The 15,071-nt window shown below is 74.6% G+C and carries 13 protein-coding genes; 9 read left to right on the top strand and 4 right to left on the bottom strand.

The window, feature by feature from the left end; all coding sequences use genetic code 11:
* Nucleotides 1-30: 30 nt before the first annotated feature.
* A complete protein-coding gene (locus tag ACZ8ZB_RS31385; protein ID WP_470740973.1) occupies nucleotides 31-483 on the top strand; it encodes a flavodoxin family protein in 453 nt (150 codons plus the stop codon).
* Between the two features lie 18 nt (nucleotides 484-501).
* Here ACZ8ZB_RS31385 and ACZ8ZB_RS31390 read toward each other — a convergent pair whose 3' ends face one another.
* Nucleotides 502-1,584, bottom strand: coding sequence for a YihY/virulence factor BrkB family protein (locus tag ACZ8ZB_RS31390; RefSeq protein WP_470740974.1), 1,083 nt, complete (start codon nucleotides 1,582-1,584; stop codon nucleotides 502-504).
* Between the two features lie 104 nt (nucleotides 1,585-1,688).
* Here ACZ8ZB_RS31390 and ACZ8ZB_RS31395 point away from each other — a divergent pair, with 104 nt between their 5' ends.
* Nucleotides 1,689-2,321, top strand: a complete 633-nt coding sequence (locus ACZ8ZB_RS31395) for a GNAT family N-acetyltransferase (protein ID WP_470740975.1) — start codon at nucleotides 1,689-1,691, stop codon at nucleotides 2,319-2,321.
* Between the two features lie 207 nt (nucleotides 2,322-2,528).
* Nucleotides 2,529-4,520: a DUF1996 domain-containing protein gene (locus ACZ8ZB_RS31400; protein WP_470741629.1), complete on the top strand. Its 1,992-nt coding sequence runs from the start codon at nucleotides 2,529-2,531 to the stop codon at nucleotides 4,518-4,520.
* A 300-nt stretch (nucleotides 4,521-4,820) separates the two neighbouring features.
* Here the strand turns inward: ACZ8ZB_RS31400 and ACZ8ZB_RS31405 are convergent, their stop codons facing one another.
* Nucleotides 4,821-5,786, bottom strand: a complete 966-nt coding sequence (locus ACZ8ZB_RS31405) for a DMT family transporter (protein WP_470740976.1) — start codon at nucleotides 5,784-5,786, stop codon at nucleotides 4,821-4,823.
* Between the two features lie 611 nt (nucleotides 5,787-6,397).
* Complete coding sequence (locus ACZ8ZB_RS31410) at nucleotides 6,398-8,989, bottom strand: SpoIIE family protein phosphatase (RefSeq protein WP_470740977.1); 2,592 nt, start codon at nucleotides 8,987-8,989, stop codon at nucleotides 6,398-6,400.
* A 153-nt stretch (nucleotides 8,990-9,142) separates the two neighbouring features.
* Here ACZ8ZB_RS31410 and ACZ8ZB_RS31415 point away from each other — a divergent pair, with 153 nt between their 5' ends.
* Complete coding sequence (locus ACZ8ZB_RS31415) at nucleotides 9,143-9,724, top strand: AMIN-like domain-containing (lipo)protein (RefSeq protein ID WP_470740978.1); 582 nt, start codon at nucleotides 9,143-9,145, stop codon at nucleotides 9,722-9,724.
* Between the two features lie 15 nt (nucleotides 9,725-9,739).
* Here the strand turns inward: ACZ8ZB_RS31415 and ACZ8ZB_RS31420 are convergent, their stop codons facing one another.
* A complete protein-coding gene (locus ACZ8ZB_RS31420) occupies nucleotides 9,740-10,432 on the bottom strand; it encodes a GAF and ANTAR domain-containing protein (protein ID WP_470740979.1) in 693 nt (230 codons plus the stop codon).
* A 166-nt stretch (nucleotides 10,433-10,598) separates the two neighbouring features.
* On the opposite strand from ACZ8ZB_RS31420, the gene ACZ8ZB_RS31425 reads away from it, so the two are divergent.
* The 5 genes from ACZ8ZB_RS31425 to ACZ8ZB_RS31445 all read left to right on the top strand — a co-directional run bounded on the left by ACZ8ZB_RS31425 (nucleotide 10,599) and on the right by ACZ8ZB_RS31445 (nucleotide 15,044).
* Nucleotides 10,599-11,396 carry a restriction endonuclease gene (locus tag ACZ8ZB_RS31425; RefSeq protein ID WP_470740980.1) on the top strand — a complete coding sequence of 266 codons (798 nt, stop codon included), beginning with the start codon at nucleotides 10,599-10,601 and terminating at the stop codon, nucleotides 11,394-11,396.
* A 34-nt stretch (nucleotides 11,397-11,430) separates the two neighbouring features.
* Nucleotides 11,431-11,697, top strand: coding sequence for a hypothetical protein (locus ACZ8ZB_RS31430; RefSeq protein WP_381226537.1), 267 nt, complete (start codon nucleotides 11,431-11,433; stop codon nucleotides 11,695-11,697).
* 78 nt (nucleotides 11,698-11,775) lie between these two features.
* Entirely contained in the window at nucleotides 11,776-12,651 is an 876-nt protein-coding gene (locus ACZ8ZB_RS31435; RefSeq protein WP_470740981.1) for an oxygenase MpaB family protein, read from the top strand.
* 247 nt (nucleotides 12,652-12,898) lie between these two features.
* Nucleotides 12,899-13,405, top strand: a complete 507-nt coding sequence (locus ACZ8ZB_RS31440) for an SRPBCC family protein (protein WP_470740982.1) — start codon at nucleotides 12,899-12,901, stop codon at nucleotides 13,403-13,405.
* Nucleotides 13,398-15,044, top strand: coding sequence for a phytoene desaturase family protein (locus ACZ8ZB_RS31445; protein WP_470740983.1), 1,647 nt, complete (start codon nucleotides 13,398-13,400; stop codon nucleotides 15,042-15,044). The genes ACZ8ZB_RS31440 and ACZ8ZB_RS31445 overlap by 8 nt, the downstream gene beginning before the upstream one ends.
* Nucleotides 15,045-15,071 lie beyond the last annotated feature (27 nt).

Below are 15,071 nucleotides of genomic sequence, written 5' to 3' on the forward strand. Positions count from 1 at the left end.
ACACACGGACCGGCACGGCAGGGTCGGGGTGTGCCGACCCTGCTGATCGTCCACCACACGCCCTCGCCGAACTGCCAGGCGATGTTCGAGGCCGTCCTCTCCGGCGCGGGCGCGCCGGAGATCGAGGGCGTCCGGGTGGTGCGCAGGGCGGCGCTGTCCGCCACCGCCGCCGACGTCCTGGACGCCGACGGCCACCTCCTCGGCACCCCGGCGAACCTCGGCTACATGTCGGGGGCGCTCAAGCACTTCTTCGACCAGGTGTACTACCCGTGCCTGGACACCACCCGGGGCCGGCCCTTCGGGTACTACGTGCACGGCGGGAACGACGTCACGGGCGCGGTGCGGGGCATCGAGTCGATCACGACGGGGCTCGGCCGGCGTCACGCCGCCGACGGCGTGACCGTCACCGGCGAGCCGGACAAGGCGGCCGTCGAGCGCTGCCGGGAGCTGGGCGCCACGGTCGCCGCCGGCCTGATGGACTGAGCCGCGCCGCGGGCGCCGTCAGGCCTCGTCCATGCGCCGTCGGTCCTGCTCGTCCCAGGCCCGGGTGTCGCGGGGCTGCGTGTACGGCTCCGCCTGGGGCGGATGGCCGCCGGCGATGGCCCGCTGCCGGGCGATCTCCGCGTCGAACTCCAGACCCAGCAGAATGGCCAGGTTGGAGATCCACAGCCAGATCAGGAACACGATGACACCGGCCATCGTGCCGTACGTCTTGTTGTACGAGCCGAAGTTCGCGACGTAGAGGGCGAACCCGGCGGACGCGGCCAGCCAGATCACCAGCGCCAGGAAACTGCCCGGGGTGACCCACCTGAAGCCCCTGACCTTGGCGTTCGGGGCCGCCCAGTACAGCAGCGCGATCATCATGGTGACCAGCAGGACCAGCACCGGCCACTTGGCGATCGACCACACGGTCAGCGCGGTGTCGCCCAGTCCGAGCAGGTCGCCCGCCTGACGGGCGATCCCGCCGGTGAACACCACGATCAGCGCACTGATCACGGCCATCACCATGAGCGCGACCGTCACCCCGACCCGTACCGGCAGCACCTTCCAGACCGGACGCCCCTCGGGCATGTCGTAGACCGCGTTCGAGGAGCGCATGAAGGCCGCCACGTAACCCGACGCCGACCAGACGGCCAGCAGCAGACTGACGACCGCCACGACCGACCCGATGCCCGCCCGGCCCTGCAGCTGCTCCACCGCCTGGGTCATGATGTCGCGGGCCGCGCCCGGGGCGGTGAGCTCCTGGAGGTTGTCCACCACCTTGTCCGTGGTCGACCTGCCGGTGAGGCCCAGGATCGACACCAGGGCCAGCAGCGCCGGGAAGAGCGACAGCACACCGTAGTACGTCAGCGCCGCGGCCCGGTCGGTGAGCTCGTCGTCCTTGAACTCGCGCAGACTGCCCTTCAGCGCCGCGCCCCACGCCCCTTTCGGCAGCTTGGTCGGCGAGTCCGGCGCAGCCCGTTCCACCGCGTCGCTGGGTCCGGGGTCGTCCGGCGTCGCGTCGCCCCCGTGACCCGGACGGGGCTCGTCCGTCGCACCCTCGCCGACCTGCGGACCGTTCCGTCCCGGGATATGCAGCTTCATGCCTCCCGGGTAACCAGGGACCGGCGGACTAAGCCCGCGACCCGGGCCCCGACCCGGCCCGAAAGGGGTTGTGGGAGCGCTCCCAAATGGGCAGGATGCCAGGCATGACCGAGGCACCCATGATCCGCCCGTACCGCCGCGAGGACCGGCCGGCCCTCGACGACATCTGCATCCGCACCGCGCACAACGGCCAGGACAGCCGCCCCCATTACACCGACCCCAGTGTCTTCCCCGACACCTTCGCGGCGCCCTACGTCCATCTGGAGCCGGAGCTGGCCTTCGTGCTGGACGACGGCCGGGGCCGGGCGGTCGGCTACATCGTCGGCACCGCCGACACCGTCCGCTTCGCCAAGACCTTCCGGGCCGCGTGGCTGCCCCTGGTCGCCGACCGCCACCCCGAGCCGTCCGGTCCGCCGGCCACCCCGGACGAGGCGATCGCCCGGCTCCTGCACCACCCGGAGCGGATGATCGTCCCGGAGCTGGCCGCCTGGCCGGCCCACCTGCACATCGACCTGCTGCCCGAGTGGCAGGGGCGCGGCTACGGCCGGCAGCTGATGCGGACCTTCCTCGGGGCCCTGCGGGACGCGGGAGTGCCGTCCGTCCACCTCGTCATGGCGACGGCCAACAAGCCCGCCCGCGCCTTCTACGACCGCATGGGCTTCGAGGAGATCGACGTCCCGATGGACGACTCGGTCGTCTGCCTCGGCCGCACGACGCACGACCTCGACGGGCTCTGACGGGGAGCCGGGGTGCTCCGGGATTCCGCGAAGAAACCGCGAGTCCTTTGAACACCCGGTGGCCCGCCTGCGTATGGGGCGTGGGAATCCCCTGCCCACCCCCCGCACCAGAAGCGTAGGAGTACTGCCTTGGCACGCAACACACGCAGACGCCCCAAACAGCGCGCGACCCTCGCCGCATTCGCCTTGATCCTGGGCGGCGGCGGGATGACGGCGGCCAACGTCTACGCTTCCGCGACGGAGGAGGGAGGGCAGGGCGACGGCCGGGCGCAGGTCTTCTCGGGCGCCACGATCGACTGCCCGGACGTGGCCACCGAGCTGACGTCGGTGCCGGGGGAGGCGCGGGCGGAGGTGGACAAGGAGCTCGCCGGCCTGGACGCGCAGATCGCGGAGGCCTACAAGCGGCTCGGGGAGTCGGCCGAGGCCCTCCGCCAGGACCCCGGCTTCGCGGAGAACGCGATAGCCGGGCCGCTCGAGGAGAAGCGCTCCGCGGCCCTCGCCCGCATCGCGACCGCCATCGAGCGGGTCGGCGAGCGCCCCGAGGGCCTCGAGGGACTCGCCGGCTGCGCCGTGCGCGAGTCCGGCAACGCCCCCGCGCAGCCGGACGCCGGACAGGAGGGCGACGGCGAGCAGGCGGGCGACGGAGGCGACGGCCAGGACCAGCAAGGTCAGGGAGGCGAACAGGACCGGGGAGGCGAGCAGGACCAGGACCAGGGCGGAAACGGCGGTCAGGCCGGCAACGGGCCCGTCGCCGGCGACTACGTCGACATCAAGAGCGTCCAGCCCAATGTCCCGGAGCCGGAGCAGACGGAGAACGCCTCCCGCGGCGCCTTCGTCAGCGAGTGCGGCGTCAACGAGAACGGCCTGTTCAACTCGGACAACGTGATCGCCGCACCGGGTGTCGGCAACGGCGCCCACCACTTCCACGACTACATCGGCAACCAGTCCACCGACGCCTTCTCCAGCGACGAGGAGCTGGCGGCGGCGGACACCAGCTGCGTGGACCAGGGCGACAGGTCGTCGTACTACTGGCCCGTGCTGCGCCTGCAGAACGGCGCCCAGGAGCAGGACGCCGGCTCCCCGGGCGGCGGCATCGAGGGCAACGTCGGTGAGATCGTCACGCCCAAGGAGGTCACGCTGACCTTCGTGGGCAACCCGCAGGGCGAGGTCACGGCCATGCCGCGGCTGCTGCGCATCATCACCGGCGACGCCAAGTCGTTCGTCAACGGCCCCGCCAACGCCAACGCCTCCTGGAGCTGCACCGGTTTCGAGGACCGGCAGCTGACGGACAAGTACCCGCTGTGCCCGCAGGGCAGTGACGTGGTGCGCAGCTTCGACTTCCAGAGCTGCTGGGACGGCCGCAACATCGACAGCGCCAACCACCGTACGCACATGGCGTTCGCGGACGCGGCCGGCAACTGCCCGTCCGGCTTCGAACCGGTGCCGCAGCTGGTGCAGCGCATCGTCTACGACGTCGACGCGCCGAGCCTGGACGACGGAGGCCGAACGACCCCGCTGTTCGCGGTGGACTCCTTCCCGGAGCAGCTGCACAAGCCGATCACGGACCACGGCGACTTCATCAACGTCTTCGACGAGGACCTGATGAACGAGGTCGTCGAGTGCATCAACGAGGGCCGCACCTGCGGTGCGGGCGCCGGTGACGGCGGCAACGGCGGCGGTGACAGCGGCGGCGGTGACAGCGGCGGCGGTGACAGCGGCGGCGGTGACAGCGGCGGTGAGCCGAGCGAGGAGCCGCAGCAGCCGGAGGAGCCCACGGCCACACCCGACGACCCGGGTCGGAACGACGGCGGCGACAAGGGCGACGGCGGCGACAAGGGCGACGACGGAAACCAGAACGACGACGGAAACCAGAACGACGGTGCGCGGGAGCAGCCGTCAAAGACCCCGGCCACCGAGCAGCCCGACGTCAAAGCCTCGGCCCCGGCCGGGAACGGCGACGACGCCGGCGCCGGGAACCAGGACGGTGACGAGGGCGGCCAGGACGGCGGCGGCCAGGCGGCCCAGGCCGCCGAAGTGCCCGGCAGCCTCCCCGAACTCGGCGCCGAGGACCGGTCGCGGGCACAGGGCGGGACCGGAAGCCTCGCCGAGACCGGGGCCCAGCTCTGGCCGGCCGCGCTGGGCGGAGTGCTGGTGATCTTCGGATTCCTCGTCCTGCGGAGCGTGCGGCGCGGGGCCTGATTCCGCGGCACATCGGCGGCGGCAGGACTCCTCAGGGGCCCTGCCGTCCCGTGTTCCCCTCCCCTCCGCGTCGATGTGCGGCACGGCCCGGTCCGGCCATCGTGGCGTCCACCAGGCGAGCCGCCCCAGCAGGGTCATCACGGACGGCACCAGCGGCGGCCGTACGGCGCCGTCCGCCCGTGGGGGCGGCCGTCACCGAGGGCCGACTGCCCGGCCGGGTGGTCCCCGGCCCTCCCTCCTCATGAGAGGTTCACGGGATCCCTCCGGCATCCCGGCCCGGACCGCGGGCGCCGGACCGGCTCACCGGTGCGGGGTCCCGGCGAGGACGTCCTGCTCCCCGCCCGGGGAGGCGCCGGCCCGCTCGGGCAGGGCACGGGACCGGCGCAGTCGTACGGGCACGCGCAGCGCGCCGGACCCCAGGGCGACCCCGGCGCCGACCAGGACACTGCCCGCCGCCTGCGCCGTGCCGTAGGACCCGGTGCCGACGAGCGGCGCGGTGCACGCCGCCGCCACCGGGATCAGACCGGAGAACAGGGTGGCCCGCTCGGCGCCGATCCGCTGCATGCCCATGTACCAGCACACGAAGCCGATGACGGTGACCACCACCGCCTGCCACAGCAGCGCCGTCGCCTCGACCCCGTCCGGGCGGCGCAGCCACGCGGATCCGTCGAGCAGCAGCCCGGCCGCCGCCGACTCGACCGCGGCGACGCCGCACACCGCGGCGGACAGCAGCCGGGGGCCCAGGGGCCGCAGCACGGGCACGGCCAGTACGGCGAACCCGACCTCCCCGACCAGCGCGCACAGCGAGAAGGCGAGACCCGCCCCGTCCGTACGCCCCCAGCCCTGCACGGTGAAGGCGCCGACGGCCACCGCCGACGCCCCGTACAGCACCGCCCGCCTCGGCCGCCAGCCGTCCAGCAGGGGGACGAGGACGGCGACCACCACGGGCGCGCAGCCCACGAAGACGCCGGGCACCGCCGGCTCCGCGGTCCGCTCCGCGGCCAGGACGGCCAGGTTGAACCCGACCATGCCGACCGCGGCGAGCAGCGCCAGCCGGGCCCACCCGCGGGCCGGGAGCGACCGCAGCTTCGCGGTGGAGCCCCGGCCGGCCAGGGGGACCAGCAGCAGACAGGCCAGCGCGTACCGCAGGAACTGACCGCCCGCGTACGGGTAGTCGCCGAGGACGCTGTTGGCGGTGAAGGAGCCTCCGACGAGGACACAGGCGAGCGCGGCGAGCAGGGTCCCGCGCGTGGTGACGGCGTTCATGGCACCGACGCTAGGAAGGACGGCGGTCCGCAGAGAGGTCCACTTCCGCCCCGTCATCGGGGACCAATCCGACCGGGAGGCCTTCCCGCAGCTCCTCCCGCCTCCCCCGGGGGCCGACGCCCGGCTTCCCCGTCGTCAGGCCCATGGCGGCATCCGCCTCGTCCGCGTACCCGCGGACACCGCAGTCCGGACACGGGCCACCGGGGGGCGGCGCCTCGTCGACCGGCACGCTGCGCACCTCGGCGGTCCGCACCCGGCTCACCTCCCGCGGGCCCGCCGTCGACCCGCTCGGCGCGACCCCGCCCACGGCCCTCCGGTCCGGAGCCACGTCCTCGACGATCCCCTCGGTGCCGTGCGGCACGGGCCCCGGCAGAGAGGGAGCGGCTGCGCATACGAGGAGCCGGCCAGTTCTGGTCGCGGCCGGCTGTGACGGAGGCCATGCTTCCGGCCACCGGTGCGTGACCCTTGACGTCGAGGCCGCGAGGGGGGAGTCGCCGTGGACGAGGGGACAGTGCGCGCGCACGAGGAGACGGACGGGGCGGCGACCGCGCGCCACGCCCGCTCCGCGCCACGCGCGCACGCCGGTGCGGCGACCGGCGGGCGGGCCGCGGTCAGCGGGCGGGCCGCCGGTCGTACGCCGCCAGCAGCAGCGCCACGTCGTCCGGGCGGTCCTCGGTCCGGCGGGCCGTTGTGACCAACTGGTCGGCGAGCTCCTCCACCGAGTCGGTGCGGCTGCGCGCCAGACAGCGCCGGACCACCTCGATGCCCGTCTCGATGTCACCGCCGGGCGTCTCGACGAGCCCGTCCGTGTACAGCGCGAGGACGCTGCCGGGAGCCAGGGTGAGCGCCGTGACCGGGTAGACGGCCTCCGGCTGCACCCCGAGCAGCACGCCACCGGGCAGGTCCAGGCTCTCCGTGTGCCCGTCGGGGTGGCGCAGCAGGGGCGGGGGGTGGCCCGCCCGGACGGCCAGGGCACGGCCGGTGACCGGGTCGAGCTCGACGTAGCAGCAGGTGGCGAAGAGATCCGTCTCCAGCTCCGCCAGCAGCCGGTTGGTGTGGGTGATGACCTCCTGCGGCGGCCGGCCGCTGGCGGCGAAGGCGTGCACCGCGCTGCGCAGCTGCCCCATGACGGCGGCGGCACCGACGCTGTGCCCCTCGACGTCGCCGATGACCAGCGCCACCCCCCGCCCCGTCCTGATCACGTCGTACCAGTCGCCCCCGATGGCCATGCCCTGGGTGCCCGGCAGGTAGCGGCCGGTGGTGAGCAGTCCGTCGATGGCGGGCAGCCGGTGCGGCAGCAGCCCCTCCTGCAGCCCCCGCGCCACGGCGGACTCGGCGTCGTACAGCCGGGCCCGCTCCATCGCCTGCGCGGTCAGACCGCCCAGCGCGGTCAGCGCGGTGCGTTCCTCGGGGGTGAACCGGTGCGGCGCGTTCCAGCCGAGGATGCAGGAGCCGACCGGATGGCCGGAGGCGATCAGCGGCAGGAACGCCCAGGCGCCCATCGTGTCCAGGAGGAGCTGGGGGTAGGCGTTGACCAGTGCCTCCGGCGACTCGAAGAAGAGCGGGAGCCGGGTGGTCAGGGCGTGCACGCCGGGCAGGTTCGCGTTGAGCGGCACGCCCTCGAAGTCGTCGAGGAAGTGCTCCGGATAACCGGACTCCCACAGCAGGTGCATCCGGCTGTCGCGGATCGTGTACAGGGCGATCTCCTGCGCGCCGAACGCGGGCAGCAGCTGCTCGGCGACGGCCAGGCAGACGTCCCTGACGGTGACGGCCTCGGTCAGCACGCTGGCCATCTGCACCACGTGGTAGAGCGCTCCCGCGCGGGCCGTCCCGACCAGCTCCGGCGCCGCCGCGGTGTCCGGGCCGGCCGGCGCCAGGGACCCGCCCGGCTCGGCCCCGGCGGGAGCGCTGGTGAGGAAGACGCGTCCGGTCAGCCCGTGCACCCCCGGATAGAGCACGAACCCCAGCCAGACGCCGTCCGGGGAGTGCACCAGGTACGACACCGGTTCCTGCGACAGCATCGCGGCCCGGTAGCGGTCCTCGTAGGCCGGATCGCGCAGCCAGGGGAGAACGTCCCACGGGTAGTGGCCGAGCATGTGCTCCAGGTCGCAGGCCAGCAGTTCCTGGCAGCGGCGGTTGGCGTAGATGATCCGGCCGTCCTGGTCCAGGGAGAACACCCCGTCGGGCAGCCGCTCGGCGGCCTCCGCCGCGGTGACCCCGCCGACCGCGTCGACGAGGGCGCCCACCAGCAGCCGGGCGTCCCCCTCCACCCGTACGACGTGCCCCCACAGTTCGACCGGCCGGTAGCGGATGCGCCCGTCGTCCCCGGCCTCCTCCAGCACCCTGAAGTGCCGGCCCCTGATCTGCCCGGTGTCCGCCGCCTCCCGCCGGCCCGCCCGCAGTTCGTACAGGTCGTCGGGGGACACCCGGTCCTCGACCTCCGCCATGGTGCCGCCGAACTCCTCCCGGACGACACCCAGCAGGGACAGCGCGTCGTCGTCCCCGGACCACCGGTCGCTGTCCAGGTCCCACTCGACCATGCCGACCGACACGGCCCCGAGGGAGGGGGCGGGCAGCTTCACGCCGACCGGCTGGTCGTCGTAGTCGATGCCGTACGTCACGGCCTCCGCGCCCTCCCGGCCGGGCATCCGGCGGGCGAACTCGGTGAGGCGCTCCTCCATGTCCCGCCCCGCGGCGTGCAGCGCCGCCCGCACCGTCCGCTCGTCCATCTGCTCCCGGGCGGCCGAGCGCAGGACGGACAGGACGCCCACGGGTTCGCCGTCGACGTGCACCGGGTGGAAGGCGGAACCGAACGAGTACGGCAGCGCGGCGGTGAACTGCGGGAAGCGCAGCATCATGGCCCGCTCGTCCGGCAGCCACATGCTCTCGCTCCTGCGGTACGCCTCGGACATGGGCAGCGCGCCGCCCACGGGCACCCGCCACCAGGTCATCAGCAGCGACCGCGGGACGCCGGCCACCACGCACAGCACCAGCGAGCGCCGGTCACGCGAGCGCAGGTACACCAGCCCGCCGTACCCGCCGACGTCCTGGACCGCCGCCACCACGGGCTCCGCGAGCGCGTCCTCGAGCCGGGCCGCCGGATGCGCCGCCCGGGACACGTCCGCGCCCGCGCTCTCCCCGGCGCCGCGGCCGTCCGCGCCCGCCGGCCGCTCCCCGCGCGGTGCGGCGGCTGCATCATCCATGTCGCGTCCTCCCGGTGCGGACGCACGGGACATCCGTTCGTTCCCCACCAGGATGTGCCATGCCGGACGGTCCGGCGCGGCGGAGCCGCAACCTTCGGGTCATCCCGGTCGTCCCACCCGATACCAGAAGGATGCGAGCCCAGGGGGCTGAAAATGCTACGAAAGAGAATGATCTGCGCGACCCTCGTGCTCGTGGGCGCCACGCTGACCACGGCGGCGGTCCCGGCCGTCGCCGCCCCGGCGACGGCGGCCCCGACCACGACGTGCCCGACCGGCTGGGGCAGCCTGCCCGAGTCCGGCCCCGGCGGCACGGCCACGCCGGTGCGGGACGTCAGGACCGGGCGGCACGACTGCCACGACCGCATGGTCGTCGACCTGCCCGGCGCCGCGCGCGACGGCCTCGGCTACTCCGTCCGGTACGTCGACCGGCTCCGCCAGGACGGATCGGGCCGGCCCGTGCCCGTCGCCGGCGGCGCCGTCCTCGAGGTGCGGGTGGCCGCGCCCTCGTACGACCCCGGGAGCGGCGAGCCCACCTACCCCGCGCGCGCCGGAGGTCCCCTGCCGGGCGTCGACCTCACCGGGTACCGCACGTTCCGGGACGCGCGGTTCGCCGGCAGCTTCGAGGGCGGGACCCAGATCGGACTCGGTACGCGGGCGCGGCTGCCGTTCCGGGTGCTGCGGCTCGACGGCCACCTCGTGATCGACGTCGCCCACGGCTGGACCGGCGACCGCTGAGCGACCGCCGGGCGGTCACTGCTCCAGGGCGCCCGTCTCGCAGACCCGGCGCGCCACCTCGCGCAGTTTGGTGTTGGTGCGCTGGGACCGGGCGCGCAGGAGGTCGAAGGCCTGGTCCTCCGTCACCCGGTGGCGGCCCATCAGGATGCCCATCGCCTCGCCGATCAGATGCCGCGTGGCGATGGCGTCCTGCAACTGGGCGTCGGTCCTGGCGGTGGAGAAGGCGACCGCCGCGTGGGAGGCCAGCAGCCAGCCGGCCGTCTCGCTGTCCTCGGTGAACGTGCCCGGCTTGTGGGAGTACATGTTGAGGGCCCCCAGCTCCTCCTCCCGGGTGTACAGCAGGAAGCCCATCATGCTGCCCACCCCGAGCTCCCGGCAGCGCGGCACGAAGGACGTCCAGCGTTCGGGGTCCGCGGTGAAGTCGGGGATGCGGAAGAGGCGTTCGGCCCGGTCGGGCCGGGCCGCGTCGAGGCAGGGCCCTTCGCGCAGGCGCTCCTGGAGGCGGTCGCTGTCGACCACGAGCTGCGCGGTCGGCGCCAGCGAACTCACCCGGTCCCCCCGCAGGACGAGGATCCCGGAGGCGTCGCAGCCGTCGACGAGCTCCACCGCCTTGCGCGTGATCTGCTCCAGGGTCGAGTCGAGGGTGTGCTCGGCCAGGAGGTCACGCGCCATGGAGGCCATCTGCCGCGCGAAGTTCCGCCAGTCCACCGTCCGCCTCCCTGGTGCCGCGGTCAGCACACACCGCCCCTACCCCGCACCGATGTGCGGCACGCCGGTGAACGGCCGGATCCGGGGCAGACGGCGTAAGCGGTCTCCGCAAGCCCCGTGGACCCCGGGGCGCACGTCCTGCCGGCCGCGAGAGAGGAACACCAGGGTGACCACGCACCGGCCCCGTACGCGTCCGGGACACCGCGGGCGCCGCTTCGACCTGCGGGCGACGGCCATGTTCTTCGGCCTGCTCGCCACGGCCCTGATCGTCGCCGGCTTCGCGGTGCGCGCGCTGGCCTCGGTCGTGCAGCGGCGCCCGGTGTGGGCCGTCGTCCTGCTGTGCGTGGTCCTCGCGGTCCTGCTGGCCCACGGGCGCAGACGGCGGCTGTCCGCGGCGGGGATCGCCCGCCGGGCGGGCGAGGCCCTGGAACGGGGCACGTCGACGGCGCTCGACGCCCTGGACGACCCCGTCCCCTCCCCGCTTCCGCCCGCGATCCCCGCACCGGCCGCAGCGTACGACGACGTCCTCCCCACGGTCGTCGCGCCCGTCGCCCCGGGCGTCGGCCACGACGCCCTGAGCCCCGAGGAGTTCGAGGCGGCGATAGCCGGCCTGTGCGCACGGGACGGCTGCACGCGGGTGGAGGTCGTCGGGGGAGCGGGGGACCTGGGCGCCGACGTGACGGCCCTGACCCCCGACGGCCGCCGGCTCGTCGTCCAGTGCAAGCGCTACGGCGAGGACAACAAGGTGGGTTCCCAGGACCTGCAGCGCTTCGGCGGCACCTGCTTCACCGTCCACGAGGCGGATGTCGCCCTCATCGTCACCACCAGCGACTTCACCGCGCCGGCCGTCGAGTACGCCGAGCAGTGCGGCATCGTGTGCGTGAACCGCGACGCCCTGCTCGCCTGGAGCGAGGGGCGGGCACCGGAACCCTGGGCGGCCGGCGCGGACGGGGCCCAGGCGTGACCTCGTTGTCAGTGCCGGGTGCCATCCTGCCGGTATGGACGAACTGGAGTTCATGCGCGGCCGGGTCTACGGGGCGGACCACGACGACCCGGGCCCGCGCGACGGTCGGTCGTACGTGGAGCTGGCCGGAGGCCCGCTGGACGGCCTGCTGCTGGACGTCACCGACCGCGGCGAGACGGAGCTGAGGCACGGCGTCGGCCTGCCCACCGAGATAGGCCGCTACGGCGCGGGCGGCCGCGCGGTGTACGTGCCCCGCGGCACCGACGCCCGGGTGTACGACTGGCGGGGCGACGTTCCCTAGCCGTCCGGCCGGGTACGGGGCAGGTGTGGCCGTGGACGCCGACGGGTCGTCGGAGCGCGCGAGGAAGTGGGGCGAGCCATGGGACTGCTGACGGAAGGCGGCTCGGTGCTGCGCGACCGGATCGGCCGGGCGATCTTCTCCCGGGTCGCCGGCCCGGACGGCCCGGACAACCGCGCACGCATCCACGGCACGCCCGGCCCGCGCTGGTTCGGCCCCGACCGGCCGGTCAGAAGGGTGCACGGGGACGCGTCGATGTTCATCGGCGGACTGTCGGCCCTGCTGCTGCAGTCGCTGCACCCGCTGGCCATGGCCGCCGTCGCCGGGCACTCCGGGTTCCGCGGTGACCCCTGGGGGCGCCTCCAGCGCACCAGCACCTTCCTCGCCACCACCACGTACGGCACCGCCGACAGCGCCCAGCGGGCCGTCGACCGGGTGCGGGCCGTCCACGAGACGGTGCGCGGCACCACCGTCGACGGCGAGGAGTACCGGGCGTCCGACCCCCGTCTGCTGTGCTGGGTGCACATCGCCGAGGTCGACATGTTCCTGCGCGCCCACCAGCGCTACGGCGCCCGTCCCCTGGACGCCGAGGGCTGCGACGCGTACGTCGCCGACATGGCGCGCGTCGCCACCGCGCTCGGCGTGCCCGACCCGCCGGTCGACCGCGCCGGACTCGCCGAGCGGCTGGCCGCCTACCGCGCCGAGCTGCGCGCCACCCCCGAGGCGCGCTCCACCGCCCGCTTCCTGCTGCTCAACCCGCCCGTCCCGCTGCTCGCCCGGGTGCCGTACGGCGTCCTCGCCGCCAACGCCGTCTCCCTGCTGCCCGGCTGGGCCTCCCGCGCGCTGTGGCTGCCCCGCGTACCCCCGGCCGAGGACGTCTGCGTACGCCCCCTGGGCACCGCGGTCACCTCGGTCATCCGTTGGGCCCTGGCCCCCACCCGCGACACCCCGGCCTGACACCCCGTACACCGGCCTCACCCGCGGTCGCCTCGGCGGACAGCCGTGCCTTCCCCAGCGCCTTGAAGACCTCCGGGCGGTGGTGGGGGCCCCGCTCGGGCGAAGCCGGGAGCGGGGGAGGCGCCCCGCAAGCGCCGGGCCGCGCGGCCCCGGCCCGCCCCGACGCGGAGTCGCCGGTTGACCCCGGCCAGAAGGGGCACTCAGTGCTGACGCTGACTGACGTCACGCGCGGACACGGGAGGTCGAAGTGGCGGTTCGCCATCATCTGGTCAGAACGAGCCCGCAGTCCGTCTGGGCCGTCCTGGAGGACGGGACCCGGTACGCGGACTGGGTGGTGGGCACCTCCTCGTCGAAACCGGTGCGCGGCCACTGGCCGCAGCTCGGCTCGGCGATCGGCTACGAGGTGCGGTTCGGACCCCTGAGCCTGTCCAACGAGACCGTCGTCCGGCGCTGTCTGCCGGGCGAGACGCTGGAGCTGGAGGCCAAGGCCGGCCCCCTCGGCACGGCCCGCATCGCCATCGAACTGCGGCCCTGGGGCGACCACTGCCTGGTCATCGTGGACGAGCACCCGCTGAAGGGCGCAGGCGGCACGGTGCACAACGCGGCCGTGGAGGCCCTGATCCAGATCCGCCACCGCGCCATGCTGGCCAGGCTGGCGAAGATCTGCGAGGCCGACGCGGCCGGGGCGGAGCGGAACCGGTCCCTCGGCCAGGTGGTGTCGCCGACCCCGGGCGAGGGAGGCGCCCGTGCCTGACGCCGTGGTGATCGGGGCCGGTCCCAACGGGCTGGTCGCGGCCAACCTGCTCGCCGACGCCGGCTGGAGCGTCGAGGTGCTGGAGGAGCAGCCGGAGCCCGGCGGGGCCGTGCGCCACGACCGGGGCGCCGACCCCGAGTTCGTCAGCGACCTCTGCAGCTCCTTCTACCCGCTCGCCGCCGCCTCCCCGGTCGTCTCCGGGCTGCACCTGGAGCGTCACGGACTGCGCTGGAGCCATGCCCCGCACGTGGTCGCGCATCCCCTGAGCGACGGCCGGTGCGCGGTCCTCGACCGCCGTGTCGACGTCACCGCCGACTCGCTGGAGGCCTTCGCGCCGGGCGACGGCGACGCCTGGCGCCGTCTGCACGACATGTGGGAGGAGCTCCGGCCGGATCTCCTGGACGCCTTGTTCACCCCCTTCCCGCCCGTCCGCTCCGGGATCCGGCTGGCCGTCAGGCTGCGCGGCACGGGCGGGCTGCGCATGGCGCGCACCCTGGTCCTGCCGGTGCGCCGCATGGCGCAGGAGGAGTTCCGGGGCGAGGGCGGGGGGCTGCTGCTGGCCGGGAACGCGCTCCACGCCGACCTGGCCCCGGAGGCCGCGGGCAGCGGCGGCTTCGGCTGGCTGATGTCGATGCTCGGACAGACGTACGGCTTCCCCGTGCCGGCCGGCGGCGCCGGAGCCCTCACCGAGGCCCTGGCACGCCGTCTCGAGACGCGCGGCGGGGTGCTGCGCTGCGGCAGGCGCGTCGACCGGATCCTCGTGCGCGACGGCCGGGCGGCGGGGGTGCGCACGGCCGACGGCGAGACGGTCGCGGCCGGCCGCGCCGTCCTCGCGGACGTGGCCGTGCCCGCCCTGTACCGCGAACTCCTCGGCCCCGAGGACGTCCCCGCCCAGCTCCAGTCCGACCTGCGGCGCTTCCAGTGGGACTTCGCCACCTTCAAGGTCGACTGGGCGCTGGACGGGCCGGTTCCGTGGCGGTGCGAGCAGGCCGCGGGCGCCGGCACCGTCCATCTCGCGGACGGCATCGACGAACTCACCCGCTTCGCCGCCCAGCTCGCCACCGGCAGCGTCCCCGACCGCCCCTTCTGCCTGTTCGGCCAGATGACGACGTCGGACCCGTCCCGCTCCCCGCGGGGCACCGAGTCGGCGTGGGCGTACACCCACGTGCCCCACGACGTCACCGGCGACGCGGGCGAGGACGCGCTCACCGGTACCTGGGACGCCGGGGAGCAGGAACGCATGGCCGACCGCGTGGAGCGCCAGGTGGAACGCTTCGCGCCCGGCTTCCGGTCCCGGATCCGGGCCCGGCGGATCCTCGCCCCGCCCGCCCTGCAGTCCCTCGACCGGAACCTGCACGGCGGCGCCATCAACGGCGGTACCGCAGCCATGCACCAGCAGCTGTTCTTCCGCCCCGCCCCCGGCACCGGGCGCCCCGAGACGCCCGTCAAGGGCCTGTACCTGGCGTCCGCCGGCGCCCACCCGGGCGGCGGCGTGCACGGCGCGCCGGGCGCCAACGCCGCACGCGCCGCGCTGCGCCGCTCCTTCGCCCCGGGCCTGGCCGGGGCGCAGCGGCTGCTGGCCCGCCGCGACCGCACCGGCCGACGGCAACCCGGCAAGGGCGGCAGCGGCGGTGGATGACCGGTGCGCACGACCCCGACGACCACG

Source organism: Streptomyces sp. 12E (genome assembly GCF_055633275.1).